This is a genomic window from Micromonospora tarensis (assembly GCF_016803395.1).
GTDB lineage: Bacteria > Actinomycetota > Actinomycetes > Mycobacteriales > Micromonosporaceae > Micromonospora > Micromonospora tarensis.
Genome location: NZ_JAEVHL010000014.1, coordinates 15,373 through 33,249, shown reverse-complemented (window position 1 = coordinate 33,249; position 17,877 = coordinate 15,373). Strand labels below are relative to the sequence as shown.

The 17,877-nt window shown below is 71.7% G+C and carries 16 protein-coding genes; 13 read left to right on the top strand and 3 right to left on the bottom strand.

Going from position 1 to position 17,877, the window contains the following annotated elements:
* The first annotated feature begins 14 nt into the window (after positions 1 to 14).
* Entirely contained in the window at positions 15 to 347 is a 333-nt protein-coding gene (locus tag JM949_RS05420) for a putative quinol monooxygenase (protein WP_203147338.1), read from the top strand.
* 140 nt (positions 348 to 487) lie between these two features.
* On the opposite strand, the gene pdxY is transcribed toward JM949_RS05420, so the two are convergent.
* The 3 genes from pdxY to JM949_RS05405 all read right to left on the bottom strand — a co-directional run bounded on the left by pdxY (position 488) and on the right by JM949_RS05405 (position 3,445).
* On the bottom strand, positions 488 to 1,339 hold the full coding sequence (pdxY, locus tag JM949_RS05415; RefSeq protein ID WP_203147337.1) for a pyridoxal kinase PdxY: 852 nt from the start codon (positions 1,337 to 1,339) through the stop codon (positions 488 to 490).
* Positions 1,340 to 1,477: 138 nt separating this feature from the next.
* Positions 1,478 to 2,113: a S1 family peptidase gene (locus JM949_RS05410; protein ID WP_238432632.1), complete on the bottom strand. Its 636-nt coding sequence runs from the start codon at positions 2,111 to 2,113 to the stop codon at positions 1,478 to 1,480.
* Positions 2,114 to 2,428: 315 nt separating this feature from the next.
* A complete protein-coding gene (locus JM949_RS05405) occupies positions 2,429 to 3,445 on the bottom strand; it encodes a LacI family DNA-binding transcriptional regulator (RefSeq protein ID WP_203147336.1) in 1,017 nt (338 codons plus the stop codon).
* Between the two features lie 254 nt (positions 3,446 to 3,699).
* On the opposite strand from JM949_RS05405, the gene JM949_RS05400 reads away from it, so the two are divergent.
* The 12 genes from JM949_RS05400 (at position 3,700) to JM949_RS05345 (ending at position 17,805) form a co-directional block, all read left to right on the top strand.
* On the top strand, positions 3,700 to 6,054 hold the full coding sequence (locus JM949_RS05400) for an AbfB domain-containing protein (protein ID WP_203147335.1): 2,355 nt from the start codon (positions 3,700 to 3,702) through the stop codon (positions 6,052 to 6,054).
* Positions 6,055 to 6,491: 437 nt separating this feature from the next.
* Entirely contained in the window at positions 6,492 to 7,784 is a 1,293-nt protein-coding gene (locus JM949_RS05395; RefSeq protein WP_203147334.1) for a cytochrome P450, read from the top strand.
* Between the two features lie 227 nt (positions 7,785 to 8,011).
* Positions 8,012 to 8,494, top strand: coding sequence for a helix-turn-helix transcriptional regulator (locus JM949_RS05390; RefSeq protein ID WP_203147333.1), 483 nt, complete (start codon positions 8,012 to 8,014; stop codon positions 8,492 to 8,494).
* 254 nt (positions 8,495 to 8,748) lie between these two features.
* A complete protein-coding gene (locus JM949_RS05385; RefSeq protein ID WP_203147332.1) occupies positions 8,749 to 11,151 on the top strand; it encodes a sensor histidine kinase in 2,403 nt (800 codons plus the stop codon).
* A gap of 16 nt (positions 11,152 to 11,167) precedes the next feature.
* Complete coding sequence (locus JM949_RS05380) at positions 11,168 to 11,572, top strand: roadblock/LC7 domain-containing protein (RefSeq protein ID WP_089021419.1); 405 nt, start codon at positions 11,168 to 11,170, stop codon at positions 11,570 to 11,572.
* 51 nt (positions 11,573 to 11,623) lie between these two features.
* Positions 11,624 to 12,817, top strand: a complete 1,194-nt coding sequence (locus JM949_RS05375; protein ID WP_203147331.1) for an ABC transporter substrate-binding protein — start codon at positions 11,624 to 11,626, stop codon at positions 12,815 to 12,817.
* Positions 12,814 to 13,710 (top strand): branched-chain amino acid ABC transporter permease, encoded by an 897-nt coding sequence (locus JM949_RS05370; protein ID WP_203147330.1) that lies wholly within the window; start codon positions 12,814 to 12,816, stop codon positions 13,708 to 13,710. The genes JM949_RS05375 and JM949_RS05370 overlap by 4 nt, the downstream gene beginning before the upstream one ends.
* Positions 13,707 to 14,723 (top strand): branched-chain amino acid ABC transporter permease, encoded by a 1,017-nt coding sequence (locus JM949_RS05365; protein ID WP_203147329.1) that lies wholly within the window; start codon positions 13,707 to 13,709, stop codon positions 14,721 to 14,723. The genes JM949_RS05370 and JM949_RS05365 overlap by 4 nt, the downstream gene beginning before the upstream one ends.
* Positions 14,720 to 15,463, top strand: coding sequence for an ABC transporter ATP-binding protein (locus JM949_RS05360; RefSeq protein WP_203147328.1), 744 nt, complete (start codon positions 14,720 to 14,722; stop codon positions 15,461 to 15,463). The genes JM949_RS05365 and JM949_RS05360 overlap by 4 nt, the downstream gene beginning before the upstream one ends.
* On the top strand, positions 15,463 to 16,236 hold the full coding sequence (locus JM949_RS05355) for an ABC transporter ATP-binding protein (RefSeq protein ID WP_203147327.1): 774 nt from the start codon (positions 15,463 to 15,465) through the stop codon (positions 16,234 to 16,236). The genes JM949_RS05360 and JM949_RS05355 overlap by 1 nt, the downstream gene beginning before the upstream one ends.
* A gap of 32 nt (positions 16,237 to 16,268) precedes the next feature.
* Complete coding sequence (locus JM949_RS05350; RefSeq protein WP_203147326.1) at positions 16,269 to 17,072, top strand: class I SAM-dependent methyltransferase; 804 nt, start codon at positions 16,269 to 16,271, stop codon at positions 17,070 to 17,072.
* Between the two features lie 265 nt (positions 17,073 to 17,337).
* Positions 17,338 to 17,805, top strand: coding sequence for a MarR family winged helix-turn-helix transcriptional regulator (locus tag JM949_RS05345; RefSeq protein WP_203147325.1), 468 nt, complete (start codon positions 17,338 to 17,340; stop codon positions 17,803 to 17,805).
* Positions 17,806 to 17,877 lie beyond the last annotated feature (72 nt).

Genomic DNA, 17,877 nt, shown 5'->3' with positions numbered 1-17,877 from the left:
GGTAGCCTGAGGCCATGATCTTCATTACCGCCAAGTTCCGGGTTCGGCCCGAGCACGCCGATGACTGGCCGCGGATCACGGCCGAGTTCACCGAGGCGACCCGGGCCGAGCCGGGCTGCCTGTGGTTCGACTGGTCCCGCAGCGTCGACGACCCGACCGAGTACGTGCTGGTCGAGGCCTTCCGCGACGACGAGGCCGGCGGGGCCCACGTGCGGTCCGCGCACTTCCGCGCCGCGCAGCAGACCCTGCCGCCGCACCTGGCCGAGACGCCGCGCATCGTGAACGCCACAGTGCCGCAGACCGACTGGTCGCTGCTCGGCGAGATGGCCGTGCCCGAGGGCCGCTGACCGACCGGACACTACGCGGCGAGACGGCCGTGCCGAGGGCCGCCGACCGACTGGTCGCTGCTCGGCGAGACGGCCGTGCCCGAGGGCCGCCGACGCGGCACCGGCCCTCGGCACGGCCGTCTCGCGTGCCTCGGCCGCCGTCAGCGCAGCCGGCGGGCGGTGAACCGGGTCGGCGGGTCGGCGATCACGTCCTGGGCCGCGATCAGCTGGATCTCCCTGGTGCCCGCCGCGAGAGTCGCCTCGAGGACGGCGAAGACCGAGGCGATGGTGCGCTCCAGCGCGGTCGCGGGCGAGCCGGTCGTGCAGAGGTGCGCGAGGTACAGCGCCGCGGTGACATCACCCCCGCCGTTCGGGTTGATCGGCAGCAATGGGGTGGTCACCGCCCAGGCGCCCTCGTCCGAGACGGCCACCACCTCCAGCGAATCCGGCGGCAGGTCGCCGTGGAGCACGCTGGTCACCAGGACGTGCCGTGGCCCGGTCGCGCGTACGACGTCGACCGCGTCGAGCACCTCGGCCAGCGAGGTGGTCGTCCGGCCGGCGAGGAAGTCGAGCTCGAAGTGGTTCGGCGTGATGATGTCGGCCCGGGGTACGACGGTGTCCCGCAGGTACTCGGGGATGCCCGGCCGGACGAACATCCCGCGACCGGCGTCGCCCATCACCGGGTCGCAGCAGTACACCGCCGCCGGGTTGGCCGCCTTGACCGTCCGCACCGCGTCCAGGATCACCGCGCCCACGGCCGGGTCGCCCTGGTAACCGGAGAGCACCGCGTCAGCGTCGCCGAGGACCCCACGGTCCGCGATGCCCGCGATCACCTCGGCCACGTCGGCGGCCGGCAGCATCGGCCCGCGCCACGCGCCGTACCCGGTGTGGTTGGAGAAGTGCACGGTCAGGACCGGCCAGACCTCGTGCCCGAGGCGCTGGAGGGGAAACGCCGCCGCCGAGTTGCCGACGTGACCGTAGGCGACCGACGACTGGATGGACAGGATCTTCACCGGCCCATCATCGCCGTTGCGGCGGGCACCGTACGCGCGGCCCGCCGTTTCTGTCGGCTGGCCCACTCGCCGTTCACCCGTCGGTGCCGACCCGGGCGCGCGGACCGTGTCGTCCGGGCCGCCCGAGCGGTCGTACGGTCAGCCGCCGAGGCTCGCCGCGGCCGAGGCGATCGACGAGGCGAAGTAGCTCACCTGGGTGTAGACGCCCGGGAAGTTGGGCCGGGCACAGCCGTTGCCCCAGCTGACGATGCCGACCTGGATCCAGGCGTTGGCGGCGTCGCGGCGGAACATCGGGCCACCGGAGTCACCCTGGCAGGTGTCCACGCCGCCACTGGCGTAGCCGGCGCAGATCTCCTCCGCGGGAATGAGGTCGCCGCCGTAGTTGGAGTTGCAGGTGGAGTCGCTCACGAACGGAACCGTCGCCTTGAGCTGGTACCGCTGCTGGGCGCCGCCCTCGCGCGCGGCACCCCAGCCGGCGATGGTGAAGGTGCCGCTGTCGTACGCGGTCGTGGTGGCGATCGGCAGGGTGCTCAGCCCGGTGACGGGGCTGGCCAGCCGGATCAGCGCCCAGTCCCGGCCCGAGCCGTTGTAGCCGGGCGCACGGTAGACGTAGTTGGACCGGACGGTGATCCGGCTGGACGACTGGAGGTCGACCACCCCGAGGGTGGCGGTGATGCTGGTGTTGGTGCCGGTCGCACCCACGCAGTGGGCCGCGGTGAGCACCAGCCGGGGGCTGTACAGCGCGCCGCCGCAGCCCATCGAGAGCCGCACCATGAACGGGAACTCGCCTGCGCGGCGCGGCTGCCGCCGACGACGTTCGGCGTCACGGGGTTGTCGGCCGCGGCGGCCGGCGCGGCGAGGGTGAGGCTGGCCGCGGTCACCGCGGCCAACGCGGTGGCCAGCAGGCCAGTGAGGGTACGCCAGCGAACCATGCATTCCTCCGCATCAGGATGGCACGCCTCGTGAGCGCACCCGCATTCGAGATAGCGGTCATCATATTGAGAGAAATGGATCTCATGGGTCATCCTCTCTGGGTCCTACCACCGGGACTATGGATCGGGCGGCGGGCTTCGGGGCCGGCGCGGACCGTCAGCCCCGCGGCGCGCCGGTGCTCTCCCGGCGGATGAGCCGGAACGGCGTCTGCACGCTCAGCGGGCCGATGACCTCCGCGCCCTCGATCCGGGCGACGAGCCGGCGTACGGCCAGCCGGGCGATCTCCCGCTTGTCCGGCGCGATCGTGGTGAGGGTCGGGGTGCTGAATCGCCCCTCCTCGATGTCGTCGATGCCGATCACCGCGACGTCCTCGGGGACCCGGTGGCCCGCCTCGGCCAACGCCCGCAGCGCGCCGATCGCGACCAGGTCGTTGTAGCCGAACACCGCGTCCGGCGGGTCGCCGAGGGCGAGCAGGGCCTGGATCGCCTGATAACCGTCGAGCCGACCGAACGCGTCGGTGCGGGCGACCAGCTGCGGGCGGTACGGCAGGCCGGCAGCGGCGAGCGCCTCCCGGTAGCCGCGTACCCGCAGCTGCGCCGACTGCCGGTCACCGCCGGAGGTGGCGCCGGCGAACGCGATCCGGCGGCGACCGATCGCCACGAGGTGCTGGATCGCGGCGTGACCGGCCGCCACGTTGTCGATGGCGATGTGGTCGTGCGGCACGTCGTAGACGCCCTCACCGATCAGCACGAGCGGGCTGGTGGCGGCCCGCGCCAGCACCTCCTCTCGGCCGATCCGCACCGGACTGAGGATCAGGCCGTCGATGATGTGCCGTCGGGAGCCATCGAGGAGCGCCAGTTCGGCCTCCCGGTCGGCGGCGGTGTTCTCCATGACGAGCGTGTAGCCGAGCCCGGCAGCCTCGGCGATGGCGATCTCGGCCAACTCGGCGAAGTAGGGGTTGGTCAGCTCGGGGATGGCCAGCGCGATCAGGCCGGTGCGCCCCCGACGGAGGTGCCGGGCGCCCAGGTTGGGGCTGTAGCCGAGTTCGTCGATCGCCTGCTGCACCCGCTGCCGGGTCCGCTCCCCCACCGGCCGATAGCCGTTGACCACGTTCGAGACGGTGGCCAGCGACACGCCGGCGCGCCTCGCGATGTCCTTGAGGTTGACGCCCATCCACCAATCCTTCGCGAATTCGACCGGCGAGCCGACAGGGCATTGACGAACAAGGATTGACGGACGCCCGAGACGGCTCTATAACGTTATAGAGGCAACGGTGAATGTCAATATGTCGACTGTCGTCGTCCGGTGGAAATCCCACCGACATTCGTTGCTGACGCCCGCCCTCGTCAAAGACCACCCGATGCCCACCACCCACGCGCTTCGGGCATGGCTGTACCGCCCGTGGCGAATCGCCCCCCGGAGACGGCATGACACGTCAGGTCCCCATCCGCCCCGCCCTGCCGCTGCTGCTCATCCTCACCCTGGTCGCCGGCGTCCTCGCCGCGCCGGCCTCGCCGGCGCACGCCGCGCCGGCCAAGACGCCCCCGCTGACCACCCCCTGGACCAGCCAGGCCCTGGCCGGCACCCCACTGCCGGAGTACCCGCGACCGCAGATGACCCGGCCGGACTGGCTCAACCTCAACGGCGAGTGGCAGCTACGCCAGTCGGCCACCGACGACGCCCCGCAGTTCGGCGCCAATCTGCCCGAGCGGGTCAACGTGCCCTTTCCGGTGGAGAGCGCGCTGTCCGGCATCCAGCGGGCCGCCAACGACAACCGCAACTACCTGTTCTACCGGCGCACCGTCACCATCCCGGCGAACTGGTCGGGCCGGCGGACCCTGCTGCACTTCGGCGCCGTCGACTGGCAGAGCACCGTCTGGGTCAACGGCGTCCGGGTCGGTGCGCACACCGGCGGCTACGACGCCTTCACCTTCGACGTGACCCCCCAGCTCACCGCCGGGGCGAACGAGATCGTCGTCAAGGTCTGGGATCCCACCGACACCCGGCAGAACGGCAGCCTGCCCGCCATCGGCAAGCAAACCAAGACACCCGGCGGGATCTTCTACACGCCCAGCTCCGGCATCTGGCAGACGGTGTGGATGGAGCCGGTGCCCACCGCCTCGATCAGCAGCGTGGACGTCTACCCGAACCTCGGCAACAACACGTTGCGGGTACGGGTCTTCACCCGGGGCGACGTGAGCGGTCACAGCGTGCTCGCCGAGGCACTCAACGGAAGCACAGTGGTCGGCTCGGCCACCGGCGGCTTCACCGACTTCAGCGTGCCGGTGCCCAACGCCCGGCGTTGGTCACCCGACGACCCGTTCCTCTACAACCTCCGGGTCACCCTGCGCAACGCCGGGTCCGCCACCGTGGACCGGACCACCCACTACTTCGGCATGCGGGAGATCACCACCGGCCTGGTCAACGGAGTGCTGCGCCCCAAGCTCAACGGTCAGTTCGTGTTCCAGGTCGGCACCCTGGACCAGGGCTTCTGGCCGGACGGGCTCTACACCGCCCCGACCGACGCGGCCCTCGCCTTCGACCTGCAGAAGCACAAGGACCTGGGCTTCAACATGGTGCGCAAGCACATCAAGGTCGAACCGCAGCGCTGGTTCTACCACGCGGACCGGCTGGGCCTGCTGGTCTGGCAGGACATCCCGTCGCTGACCGCGCAGAACGTCGACCCCACCGACGCGCAGCAGGCGCAGTTCGAGGCCGAGGCACGCGAGATCGTCGACGAGCACCGCAGCTCCCCCGCCGTGATCGCCTACACCCCCTACAACGAGGGCTGGGGTGAGCGGTCCCTCACCGACACCCGGCGGGTCGCGCAGAACATCAAGAACCAGGACCCGACCCGCCTGGTCAACCCGCACAGCGGTCACAACTGCTGCCAGTCCCTCGGCAACCCCGGCAACGGCGACATCGACGACTGGCACGTCTACCTCGGGCCGGACTCCCCCGTGCCGTCGAGCACCCGGATCGCCGTGCTCGGTGAGTTCGGCGGTCTGGGTCTGCACACGCCGGGCCACGAGTACAGCCCCAACGGCAGCTTCTTCGCCTACGAGTGGCAGAGCAGTTCGAGCGCGCTCACCGACCGGTACGTCGGGCTGGTGCAGGGCACCCAGAACCTGATGATCGGGAAAGGGCTCAGCGCCTCGATCTACACCGAGATCACCGACCTGGAGGGCGAGCTGAACGGCTTCCTCACCTACGACCGGCAGGTGGTCAAGATGGACCAGGCGCGGGTCCGCGCCGCCAACACCGCCCTGGTCAACGCCTCGAAGACCCTCGGCAGCTCGACGCCCGTCGCCCTGCCGGTGAACACCCGACGGTCGTTGCAGGTGACCACGCCCGGCTACACCAACCGCTACCTGCGCCACCAGGATGGCCTGGCCTACACCGAGGTGGTCGACGCGGCCAGCCCCAGCCTGCTCAAGGCCGACGCCACGTACACCATCCGCGCCGGTCTGGCCGGCACCGGCTGTTACTCGTTCGAGTCGGTCAACGTTCCCGGGCAGTACCTCCGCCACCAGAACTCCCGGGTCCGCAACTCGCCCGACGACGGCTCCGCGCTGATGCGGGCCGACGCCACCTGGTGCGCCCGCACCGGGCTGACCGGCGCGGGTGTGTCCCTGGAGTCGTACAACTTCCGAGGCAAATACCTGCGGCACTACAACGCGGAGGTCTGGCTCAGCAACGGCACCGGCGGCGACGCGTACAACACGCCGACGTCGTGGACCGCCGACAGCACCTGGGCCGTCGCCGCCCCGTGGACGCCCTGACGATCCAGCGACCCGGGTCGTCACGACCCGCCCGCGCGGGGGCTCCGGCCAGATTGGAGCCCCTGCGCGGGCGTTGTCGCAGGCCCAGCCCCTCGGGCGGTGCTGTCGGCCGCGTCACCGGCAGTCGCGGAGGTCGTTTCTCCGGTCATGAGGGAAAGCGGCGAGTCGGTTCCACCGCCCGTGCCGGCCGGTAGCCCGTCGCGGCCGTCCGGACGGCAAGGGCCGGTCCGCAACTTGCATCCAGCCGAGTCCGACCGGCCATTGCAACACGCAATTACGCGAGCTAATAAATAGACGACCACCAATCTTGACTTGTGCGGCCGGCCAGCGCACCGTAAAGAGCCAGAGGCAGATGCGCGCCATTATCGGCCCGGCTGGGGTGGATCGCCAAATGGAGGCGCTGCCGGTTTCGCGCCGCGTGCATCAGGAGGCGTTCCATGCGGTTGAATCCGTTCACCGGGATCTATCTCACCGATCCGGCACGTATGTGGCGACGCATTCTCGACGATCCCGACGGGGTGCACTACGCCGAGGATCTGGGCCTGTGGTTGATCAGCGGGCACGCTCACGTCCGGTACGCCCTCGCCGATGCCACGACGTTCGCCAACGCCCTCACCCTCGTCCCGGTCTACGAGGTGTGCCCGGCGGCAATGAACGTGATCATGCAGATCGACGCGCCACCCACCACGGCCGCCGCGGACCCACCGGCGCATCCCCGCACCCGCCGGGCCCTCCGGGCGACCTTCGCGAACACCCCCGATCGGGTCGAGGCCGAGTACGGTGCGATCGTCCGGCGCCGGGTCGACCAGTTGGTGTCCCGTCTCGCCGCCCGGCGGGGCGACCAGGTGGACCTGATCAAGGAGTTCGCCACCGAGCTGCCCCTGCTGGTGGTGCTGGACATCCTCGGCGTGCCGGACGCCGACATCGGGCGGATCCGGAGCTGGGCGGACGGTCAGATCGCCCTCATCTGGGGACAGCCCGACCCGGCCGAGCAGGTCCGGCTCGCCCAGGATCTGCTGGAGTTCTGGCACTACTGCGAGGAGCTGGTCCGCCAGCGGGTGCGCGGCGGGCACGAAGGTGACGACTTCATCAGCCGCGCCCTGACCTACCGGGACGACGATGACACCGTGCTGACCGTGCCCGAGGTGGCGAGCCTGGCGTTCAATCTCCTCGTCGCCGGCCACGAGACCACAGCCGGGCTGCTCGCGCACGCCCTCGACCAGGCGCTGTCCACGCCGCGCTGGTGGTCGGCGATCGTCGCGGACCCGGGGGTCGTCCCCGCGTTCGTGGGCGAGACGCTGCGCTTCGCGCCGGCCATCGACGGGTGGCTGCGGGTGACCAGCCGGGACGTCACCCTGGGTCGGGTGACGATTCCCGCCGGGGCCCGCTGCCTGCTGTTGATCGGTGCGGCCAATCGCGACTCCTCGGCGTTCGCCCACCCGGACCGGTTCGACCCGCACCGGGCGGACGTGGGCAATCACCTGTCGTTCGGCCACGGTCCACATTTCTGCATCGGCGCGGGATTGGCACGACTCGAGGCGGGGACAGCCCTCGCCCGACTCGCCGAATCCATTCCCGACCTTCGGTTGGCGACCGAGCAGCATCGCTCGTACAAACCCAATATCGCGTTTCGCGCGCACCACACACTGCTCGCGACAATCGGCGACACGGTGGCCGCCGACGTGGCCGCAACACGAGGCACGACGCCGGCCGACGTCCGCGCCGCCTGACCGGTGCACCTCGGCCAGCGGTGCTGACCTGCGGCCGGGGTCACCTGCGGGACGGGTCGGCGTCGCTCGATCCGCCCCTTTTCCGCAATGCCCGGCGATCCATGCCGGTGAACGTCTTCACACCCATCGCGTCCTGGGTTAAGAATTGCCCTCTGTGAATGTTCAGCCCATCGGCCAATCTCCATCCGGTGTCCGCTGCTGATTCCCCGTTCCACGAAGGTGAGCGCATGGAGCACACGTCCCCGTCGAGCTCAGCGCACTCTGCGGCCAGTCAGCGGTTCCGGTGGGAGTTGCGCAACTGTCGCGTCCGACGGGGGCTGACCCAGCGGGCCCTGGCGGATCTGGTGCGGTTCAGCCGGGAGACGGTGGCGGCGGTCGAGTCGGGTCGACGGTTCGGCAGCCACGAGTTCGCGCTGCGCTGCGACGACGTCCTCGGCACCGGAGGCCGGCTGGCCGCGCTGTGGCCCCAGGTCGCCGCCGAGCAGTTGGCCGCCGACGGTCGTCGAGGCCCCCGCGCACCGGAGCCGACCCGGCTGGAACGACCGGTGCCGCGGCAGCGTGGTCGACGGGACGCCCGCGACCCGGGTGCGGTGGTGGACGCGATCGACGAGCTGCGGGAGCTGATTGGCCAGGTGCTCAACAGCCCGCCCGACCCGGGCTCCGCGCCGCGCCCACACCCGCCGGCCGGCCCCCAGGACGACCAGCGCTGACCGCGTCGAGCCCACTCGATCTCGCGGCGTCACCGGCCGCTGACGTTGGGTACAGATGCTGGTACGGGCAGTTTGTACCACGGTCAGGTCTGGTCTACGAGCGCGGCTTCCGGCCGAATGGGACTTGCATTCGGCAACGTGCGGGATAGACCGTCATCGACGAGTCGTGGGAGTCAACTTTGGCCTCGAGCACCCGGTCCCACGCGGCCAGACCCTACCCGACGCGTCGACGCGGTTGGAAGATTGCCGGCCGGATGCGCCTCATCGTCGCGGCCCCACTCGTCGCCGTGATCGGCTTCGCCGGTCTCGCGCTGACCGAAAGCGCCCGCCGCACCGCCCGCGCCGGCGACCTGCAGATCCTGGCCCAGGTCGGCGCCGAGGCCGGCGATCTGGCCTACCGGCTACAACGCGAACGCATCGCCGCAGCCGACCTGCTCACCTACGGCCGACCGGAGCAGCAGGACACCTTCGGCACGGAGGTCGCCGCCACCGACGACGCCGTCGCCCGCTACCGCGGGCAGCGCGAGCGGCTGTCCACCGACGCCGACGCCAACCGGACCCTGCTGCGCCGCATCGACGACGCCCTGAACGGTCTCGCCCCGCTGCGCACCCAGGTACGCACGGCGACGCACGCGTCGGTGTCGGCGATGACCTTCAGCTACCGCATCGCGATCGCCGACCTGATCAACTTTCGGGAGAACGTCTCGCACGGCGTCGTGGACGCCTCGCTCGCCGACGGCATCCGGGCCTCCGCCGCGTTGTCGAAGACGGCAGAAGCCATCGGCCAGCAACAGGTCGCCGTGCTGCGCGCGGTGGCGGGCGGCGAACTGACCCCGGCCATGCAGCAGGACATCACCGCCGCCCGGACCAGCTACACCGAGTCGAGCCTGTCGTTCCTGGCCCTGGCCCCGCCCGAGTGGGGCGTCTGGTGGGAGCAGGCCGGCACCGGCAACGAGGCGCTCGCCCTGCAACGGATGCAGGACGAGGTGTCCCGGGCCCGACCCGGAACGCAGCTGCAACTGGAGACCGCCGACTGGGTGTCCACCACGCAGACGCGTGCCGCCCGCCTGGCCGAGCTGCGCGGGCAGGTCGACGACGCGGTCCGCGACGACGTTCGGGCAGCGCACGCCGACCAGCGCCGTCGGGCCGTGGCCGAGGCGGTCGGCGTGCTCCTGGCGCTGATCCTGACGGCGCTGGTGACCTGGGCCGTCGCCCGACAGATCACTCGGCGGCTGCGCCGCCTGCGGGACGCGGCAAACGCCGTGGCGTTCGAACAACTCCCCGCCGTGGTGGCCCAGCTCCAGCAGCCCGGCAGTGCCTCGGTCGACCCGGACCGACTGGCCAACCAGCACGCCAGCGCCGCCCTCGAACCGTCCAGCGACGACGAGATCGGCGAGCTGGGCCAGGCGTTCAGCGCGGTGCACCAGGCCGCCGTACGGACCGCCGCCGAGCAGGCGGTGATGCGCGCCAACACCGCCGACATCTTCATCCACCTCAGTCGCCGCGAACAGCGACTCGTCGATGCGGTGCTGGCCCAGGTCGACCTGGTCGAGCGGGACGAGACCGACCCCGACCGGCTGGACCAGCTGTACACGCTGGACAACCTGGCCACCCGGATGGGCCGGATCAACGCCAGCCTGCTGGTGCTCGGCGGCGTCGGCGTCGGTCGGGTACGGCAACGCGACGTCCCGCTGCAACAGGTGCTGCAAGCCGCGCTGTCCCAGATCGAGCACTACGCGCGGGTCCGGCTCGGCATGATCGACGGGGACGTCGCGGTGGCGGCCAAGACCGTCGACGAGGTAGTGCACCTGCTCGCCGAGCTGATGGACAACGCCACGACGTACTCGCCCCCGGGCAGCGAGACCTGGGTGAGCGGCCGGAGCCTGGGTGACCGGGTCATCGTCCAGATCAGCGACGAGGGCGTGGGGCTGTCACCGCAGCGTATGCAGCAGCTCAACGACCTGCTGGCCCGCCCACCGGCCATCGACGTGGCCGCCGTACGGGCGATGGGGCTGGTCGTCGTGGGGCAGCTCGCCGCTCGGCTGGGCGCGACCGTCCAGCTGCGACGCGGCCCCCGACGCGGCATCCTCGCCGAGGCGACCCTGCCCGCCGCGATCATCCGGTCGCTGCCACCGGAGGAGTACCTGCTCGCACCCGGCCGGCTCTCTCGGCGGGCGGCACGCACGGCCAGTCCTCCGCCGCCGTACCAGCCGCACCCCGAGCCCACCGCGGGACGGCCCCCGCCCGAGCGAACCCTGCCGGCCGCGCCGGTGTTCCGATCCGCTTCCCCGCCCCCGGACCGGGGAGACGCGCCGACCGAGGAGCTGCTCATCTTCGAACAGGTCAACCACTGGTTCCAGACCGACGTCGTCGACGGCCAGAACGGCCAGAACGGGCAGGCGTGGTCCAGCCCCGCCGACGACGCCTGGCGCACGGCCGCCCAGGCGCACACCCCCGAGGTCGCCACGACCACCAACTCCGGCCTGCCCAAACGGCAGCCGCAACGGCACCTCGTGCCCGGCGGCGTGACCGTGCCGCAGCAGCAGCAGCAACGGTCCGAGTACCGCGACCCGGCGCAGGTGGCGACGGCGATGGCCGCGTACGCGCGGGGCGTGGCGAACCGGCGGCGCACCCCGATCAACCTCGGCAACAAATGACGCGACAGGAGAGCACGTGAGCGACCAACAGGATCTCGGCTGGCTGCTGGACAACTTCGCCGCGCGCGCGACCGAGGTCAGCCATGCCATCGCGATCTCCAGCGACGGCCTGATGGTGGCCGCCACCCGCGACCTGCCGCCGGACCGGGCCGACCAACTCGCCGCGACGGGCAGCGGGCTGGTCAGCCTGCTGCGCGGGGCGGCCGCCTTCTTCGACGCCGGTGCGGTGATCTCCAACGTCACGCAGCTCGAGGGCGGGTTCATGTTCTCGATGGCCTTCAACGACGGCGCCTCGCTGCTGGTGCTCGCCGCACCCGAGTGCGACGTGGGCAAGGTCTCCTACGAGATGACCGAGCTGGCCAACCGGATCGGGGACGCCCTGACCCCCGCCGCCCGAGCGGCCCTCGCCCGCAGCCGTTGACAACCCCGGCGACCTCACGCCGGGCCCCTTCCCCCTTCCTGGAGTAAAGAGATGCCTCACACCACCCCGTGGCGCAGCCGTGCCCTCATCGCCGCACTGCTCGCGACCGCGCTGACCACCAGCACGGCCTGCGGCGACGACGGGCCGGGCAGCAGCGCCAGCGGCTCGATAAAGATCGGCCTGCTCGCCTCGCTCTCCGGCACGTACCAGGCGGTCGGGACGGAGATCCGCGACGGCTTCCAGCTCTACCTGGACACCCACGACGGCAAGCTCGGCGGTCGACAGGTCGACCTCGTCGTCGCCGACGAGGGCAACGGCGCCCAGACCGCGGTGCCGGCGGCGACCAAACTGCTCAAGCAGGACCGGGTGTCCGCGCTCACCGGCATCGTCGGTGGCGGTTCGGTCGCCGGAGTCACCCCGCTGCTCAGCGAGACCAAGGTGCCGCTCGTCGGCTCCAACGGGCGACCGGAGCTCAAGGACGTCTCCCGGGTCTGGCACACCTCGTACCTCTCGGACGAGCCCGGGGCGGCGATCGCCCAGCACGTCCGCGACAACGTGAAGGGTTCCGTGTACGCGATCGGTCCGGACTACCAGGGCGGCTGGGACGAGCTGCGCGGCTTCACCGACGCCTTCGCCAAGATCGGCGGGAAGCTCGCGAACGCCGACGGCAAGACCACCTTCACCCCGTTCCCGGCCACCACCAACTTCACCCCGTTCTTCGCCCGGATCAAGGCCTCGGGCGCGGCGGCCGTCTACACCTTCTACGCCGGCGGCGCCGCCGTCGACTTCGTCAAGCAGTACGCGCAGTCCGAGATCAAGGACATCCCGCTGTACGCGGCCGGGTTCCTCACCGAGGGCGGTGTGCTCAACGCCCAGGGCGACGCGGCCCGGGGCATCTACTCGGTGCTCAACTACTCGCCCGACCTGGACAACGCGGAGAACCGCGCGTTCGTGGCGGCGTGGAAGGGCAAGCACGACGGTTCGCCGACGACCTACGCGCTCGCCTCGTACGACGCGGCGGCCGTGCTGGACCGGGCGATCGGCGCCGCCGGGAGCGACCCGACCCCGGAGGCGATCAACACCGCCATCGGCAAGCTCGGCCAGATCGCCAGCCCGCGCGGCACCTGGCAGTTCTCCACCACCACGCACTCGCCGGTGCAGAAGTGGTACCTGCGGCAGGTCCGTCAGGACGGCCGGGCGCTGTCCAACACCGTCGTGGGTGACCTCGCGACCGTCGGCCGATGATGACGGTGGCGGCCGGTACGAACCGGATCGACCCGTACCTGATTCCGGCTTTGGACGGAGTCGCCTACGGGCTGCTCGTGTTCGTCGCCGCGTCGGGCCTGGTCTTCTGTTTCGGCGTCGCCAACATCCTCAACCTGGCGCACGGCATGCTCTACGCGATCGGCGGATACACCGCCGCCGCGCTGCTCGACGGTGGTTGGGCGAGCCTGGCGTTGGCGCTGGCCGTCGGTGTGCTGGCCGCCGCCGCGGCGGGTGTGCTGCTGGCCGGGCTGCTCACCCCGGTCGCCACCGGCAACCACCTGAGTCAGGCGCTGCTGACGTTCGGGGTGGCACTGGCCGGCGGCAGCCTGCTCGTGGCCGGCTTCGGGCCCGACGACCCGCGGGTGCGGGTGCCCGCCGCCCTGGAGGGGTCGGTGGTGCTCGCCGGTCACCGCTACGCCGCGTACCGGTTGGTCTTCATCGTCGTGGCCGCGGTGCTGGCCGCCACGCTCTACCTGGTGCTGCGGCGCACCCGGGCCGGGATGCTGGTCCGGGCGGCCGTCGACGACGCGGAGATGGTCGCCTGCCTGGGCGTGAGCCCGGCGCGGATCCGCGCCGGTGTGCTCGCCGCCGCCGGCGCGCTGGCCGGCGCGGCCGGGGTCCTGGGCGCACCCATCATCGGCCCCGGCACGGACACCGCCGACACGGTGCTGCTGCTGTCCCTGGTGGTCGTCGTCCTCGGTGGTCTCGGATCCATGGCGGGCACCCTGTTGGCCGCGCTGGCGATCGGCGAGATCCAGACGCTGGGAGTGGCGCTGCTACCGTCCGCCGCGCCGTTTCTGCTGTTCGCCGCCATGGCGGCAGTGCTGGCGGTGCGGGCCCGAGGGCTGGCCAGCAGCTGGCGGGCGGCATGAGGGACAGGGTGGTCCGGTGGGCCCGAGGAGCGGTCGCGGCGCTGGTGCTGGCCGGCCTGGTGGTGGCGCCCTGGGTGGTCGACGACTACACCACGGCGCTCCTCGCCCGCACGCTGGCGCTGGCCCTGGTCGGGGTGAGTGTGGCGCTGCTGACCGGCGTCGCCGGCGTGCCCACCCTCGGCCAGACCGCACCCTACGCGGCGGGCGCCTACGCCTGCGCCGTGCTCGGTAGCCGGATCTCCGACGTCGGCGTCGTGCAGCTCGCCGTCGCGGCGGGCGCCGGTGCGGTGCTGGCCGCGCTCACCGTGCCGCTCGTCGTGCACGCCCGCGGGGTCATCGTCCTGATGATCACCCTGGCCATCGGGGAACTCGTCGTCACCGTCCTCGGGCGGTGGCGGTCGGTGACCGGGGGCACGGACGGGCTGGCCGGCATCCCCGCGGTCCGCCCGTTCTGGGGCCTCCCGGCGTTCGGCAGCGACCAGGCGCGTTACCTGTACGCCCTGGTCGTGGTGGCCACGCTGGTCGGCGCGGTGCTGGTGCTGCTGCGGACCCGGGCCGGGCTGCTGCTGCGGGCGGCCCGGGACGACGAGACCCGGCTGCGCGCCAGCGGTCACCGGGTGCCGCTGTACCTGTCCGGCGCGCACATCGCCGCCGGGGCGATAGCCGGTGCCGCCGGCTCGCTCCTGGTCGTCGCCCAGCAGTACATCTCCCCTGCCGATTTCGGATTCGACACGTCCGCGCTGCTGCTGCTCGGTGTCGTCATCGGTGGCACCGCCTCGGTGGGCGGCGCCCTGGTCGGCGCGGCCCTGGTCATCGCCGTCCGGGACTGGCTGTTCGGGGTGCTGCCCGGCCACGCGCCGCTGGTGCTCGGGGTGCTGTTCGTGGCGACGGTCTACCTGCTGCCGGCCGGTGTCGACCGGGTCCGGGGCAGGTGGCGTCCGAGCGGCCCACCGCACCGGCCGGACGCACCAGCCGCCCCAGACCAGGCCACCGTCGCGGAGCTACGCCGATGACCTGCCTGCTGAGCGCCGAGGAGGTCACCGTGCGGTACGGCTCACTCGCCGCGCTGGACGGCGTGGACCTGTGCGTCCACGACGGTCAGCGGCACGCCCTGATCGGTCCCAACGGTGCCGGCAAGACCACCCTGCTCAATGTGATCGCCGGTGCCACGAAGCCGCAGCGCGGCACTGTGCGCTTCGCCGGACGGAACGTCAGCCGGCTCGGCCCGGCGGCCCGGGCCCGCCGGGGCATCAACCGCATCCACCAGCGGCCAGCGGTCTTCCCGACGCTCACCGCGACGGAGAACGTCGTGGTGGCCGCGCTGCCACGGGTCACTGCGGACCCTGGGTGGTGGCCGGGCCGACGTCGGCGCGCCGCGCGGCACCGGGCGGGCGCGTTGCTGGAGCAGCTGGGCCTCGCCGACCTCGCGACGGTGCCCGCCGGGCATCTCGCACACGGGCAACGACGCCAGTTGGAGATCGCGATGGCCCTCGCCGGTCGCCCCCGCCTGCTGCTCCTCGACGAACCGGCCGCCGGGCTGTCCGCCGTCGAGGTGGGCCGGCTGGTCGAGGTGCTCCAGGCGCTACCCAGAGCGGTCGCGGTGCTGCTTGTCGAACATCGACTGGACCTGGTGTACGCCCTCTCCGACGCGGTAAGCGTCCTGCGCGACGGCCAGACGTTGGCCGCCGGCACTCCGGACGAGATCCGTACCTCGCCGCTGGTGCGGCAGGCCTACGCCGATGGGGTGGCCTGATGTTGTCTGTGGACCGACTCTGCGCCGGCTACGCCGGGGGGATCGTGCTGCACGAGGTCAGCCTGCGGGTGCGACCGGGCAGCATCCAGGCCGTGGTGGGCCGCAACGGCGCGGGCAAGAGCACGCTCGTGCACACCATCGCCGGGCTGGTGCGGGCCGCCAGCGGTCGCATCGAGATCGGCGGCGTGCAGGTGGCCGGCCGACAGCCGCACCGGATCGCCCAGTCCGGCGTCGGTCTCGTCCCGCAGGGCCGGCGGGTCTTCTCCCGGTTGACAGTGGCCGAGCACCTGCATCTGGCGGCGGCGCCGTGGCGGGCCCGCACCTCCGGCGGCGAGGGCTGGACGGTCGACCGGACCCTCGAACTGCTGCCGAGACTGGCGGTGCGGCTGCGACACCGTGGCTGCGAGCTGTCCGGCGGCGAGCAGCAGATGCTGGCGATAGCCCGGGCGCTGCTCGGCCAACCCCGGGTACTGCTGCTCGACGAACCGTGTGAAGGGCTCTCACCCGACCTGGCGGCGCGGGTCCGTGAGCTGGTGAACGGTCTCGCCGCCGACGGCCTGACCGTGCTGCTCGTGGAGCAGCAACTCCAGCACGCGATCGAGATCGCGGACCGGGTGGCGGTGCTGGAGTACGGCCGGGTCGTCTACGACCGACCGACCGCCGAGGCCCGCCTCGATCCGGCCCCACTGGCGGCGATGTTGAGCGTCGCCGCCGCCGTCCCCCCGCCCCCGGCCGACCAGCCGGCCCCACGGCTCTGGGCCGACACCCCGTAGTCACCCGACCCTTCTCGGAGAGGTAGACACCGATGACAACCGTTGAGCGCGATGGCGCGTACACGTTCGACAACGGCGCGCCGGACGCCGTTCCCCAGATGCACGCGCTGGAGTCCTTCCTGGATCCGATCACGACCCGCCGTCTGGCCCGCCCGGTGCTGCGCGCGGGCGCGACCTGCTGGGAGGTCGGCGCGGGTGGCGGCTCGATGGCCCGGCGGATCGCCCGCGCGGTCGGCGACGAGGGTCACGTGCTGGCCACCGACATCGACCCCACCCACCTGGTGGCCGAGGAGAACCTGCACGTACGCCGGCACGACGTGCGCACCGAACCGCCACCCGGGGACGCGTTCGACCTGATCCATGCCCGGCTGCTGCTGCTGCACCTCCCGGATCGACGACGGGTGCTCCGCACCCTCAGCGGCGCGCTGGCCCCCGGTGGGTGGCTGGTGGTCGAGGAGTTCGACTGCACAGTGCCACAGCGGGTGCTGACCGCGCCCAGCGATGACGCCGCGAAGCTCTTCGCGCAGGTGATGGACGTGATGATGGGTGTCCTGGAGGACCACGGCGCCGACCTCGGCTGGGCGCAGGACGTGCACACCGAGATGGCCCTGGCCGGTCTGACCGAACTGGACACCATCACCCACTCGCAGAGCTGGGCCGGCGGCTCGACCGGAACATCGCTCTACGAGACCAACTCGCGGCAGTTGGAGCCGGACCTGCTCGCCGCCGGGCTGTCGCCGAACCAGCTGAGCGCCTTCCGGCGGTTGCTCCAGGACCCCGGGTTCGCTGTCATGTCGTACCACTTCGTCTCCACGCGGGGTCGACTGCCGGGCTGAACGGTCGGGTGGACCACCGCGCGGAGAGCGGTCGCGCCGATTTCGTACCTCTCCCGCCGCAGCACGCCCCCCGCTGAGCCGGACAGCGCTACGGAGGCGTCGACCGCACCGGCCGGGCTCCTCGTGAGGAGCCCGGCCGGTCTGTGCCCGGTCGGCGGTCAACAGACCGGGGGCCACACCCCCGCCGCATTGACCTCAACACGACTTGAGGTCCTAGGGTCGCGCACAGGCAATCACCGGCAATCTCTGCGAGGAGGCATCCCCCGTGGCACCCGCGCACCTCTCTGACGCCGAACTGGCGGCCCAGCCCGCCGCGTACTGGACCGGCGTGGCGTACGAGGCCCTCATCGCCTTCACGCGTGCCCGGCATGTCGAGTTCGACTTCACCCAGCCCCAGTTCTGGTTGCTCCGCAACCTCTCGGGCAACGACATCTCCGCCGATGGTCACGGCATGACCGTGACCGAGCTGGAGCTGGCGACGAGCACCTACCTGAGGTCCGAGGACGACCTTGAGGCCGAGGCCGGCGTCCTGCTGGATCGCGGTTGGCTGACCCGAGACGACCAGGGGCGGTTGTGGATCACCGAGGCGGGCGAGCGGGCTCGCGTCGATCTCAAACAACACGCCCCGGAGATCCGGGCCCGCATCCACCACGGCGTTGACGACGCCGACTACGTGACGACCCTGAAGGTCCTCCGCCAGATGATCCGGAACACGGGTGGTCCCGCAATCTGACCGCGCCGGCCGGACTCCCTCGGACAGGGCCCGGCCGATCTGTGCGTCGGGCAGTCGACAGACCGGAACGCG

Excerpts from the sequence above, each read along its gene's own strand:
- JM949_RS05420 (WP_203147338.1), top strand. The coding sequence starts at position 15 with ATGATCTTCATTACCGCCAAGTTCCGGGTTCGGCCCGAGCACGCCGAT.
- JM949_RS05410 (WP_238432632.1), bottom strand. The coding sequence starts at position 2,113 with ATGGTGCGGCTCTCGATGGGCTGCGGCGGCGCGCTGTACAGCCCCCGG.
- JM949_RS05405 (WP_203147336.1), bottom strand. The coding sequence starts at position 3,445 with ATGGGCGTCAACCTCAAGGACATCGCGAGGCGCGCCGGCGTGTCGCTG.
- JM949_RS05400 (WP_203147335.1), top strand. The coding sequence starts at position 3,700 with ATGACACGTCAGGTCCCCATCCGCCCCGCCCTGCCGCTGCTGCTCATC.
- JM949_RS05395 (WP_203147334.1), top strand. The coding sequence starts at position 6,492 with ATGCGGTTGAATCCGTTCACCGGGATCTATCTCACCGATCCGGCACGT.
- JM949_RS05390 (WP_203147333.1), top strand. The coding sequence starts at position 8,012 with ATGGAGCACACGTCCCCGTCGAGCTCAGCGCACTCTGCGGCCAGTCAG.
- JM949_RS05385 (WP_203147332.1), top strand. The coding sequence starts at position 8,749 with ATGCGCCTCATCGTCGCGGCCCCACTCGTCGCCGTGATCGGCTTCGCC.
- JM949_RS05375 (WP_203147331.1), top strand. The coding sequence starts at position 11,624 with ATGCCTCACACCACCCCGTGGCGCAGCCGTGCCCTCATCGCCGCACTG.
- JM949_RS05370 (WP_203147330.1), top strand. The coding sequence starts at position 12,814 with ATGATGACGGTGGCGGCCGGTACGAACCGGATCGACCCGTACCTGATT.
- JM949_RS05365 (WP_203147329.1), top strand. The coding sequence starts at position 13,707 with ATGAGGGACAGGGTGGTCCGGTGGGCCCGAGGAGCGGTCGCGGCGCTG.
- JM949_RS05360 (WP_203147328.1), top strand. The coding sequence starts at position 14,720 with ATGACCTGCCTGCTGAGCGCCGAGGAGGTCACCGTGCGGTACGGCTCA.
- JM949_RS05355 (WP_203147327.1), top strand. The coding sequence starts at position 15,463 with ATGTTGTCTGTGGACCGACTCTGCGCCGGCTACGCCGGGGGGATCGTG.
- JM949_RS05350 (WP_203147326.1), top strand. The coding sequence starts at position 16,269 with ATGACAACCGTTGAGCGCGATGGCGCGTACACGTTCGACAACGGCGCG.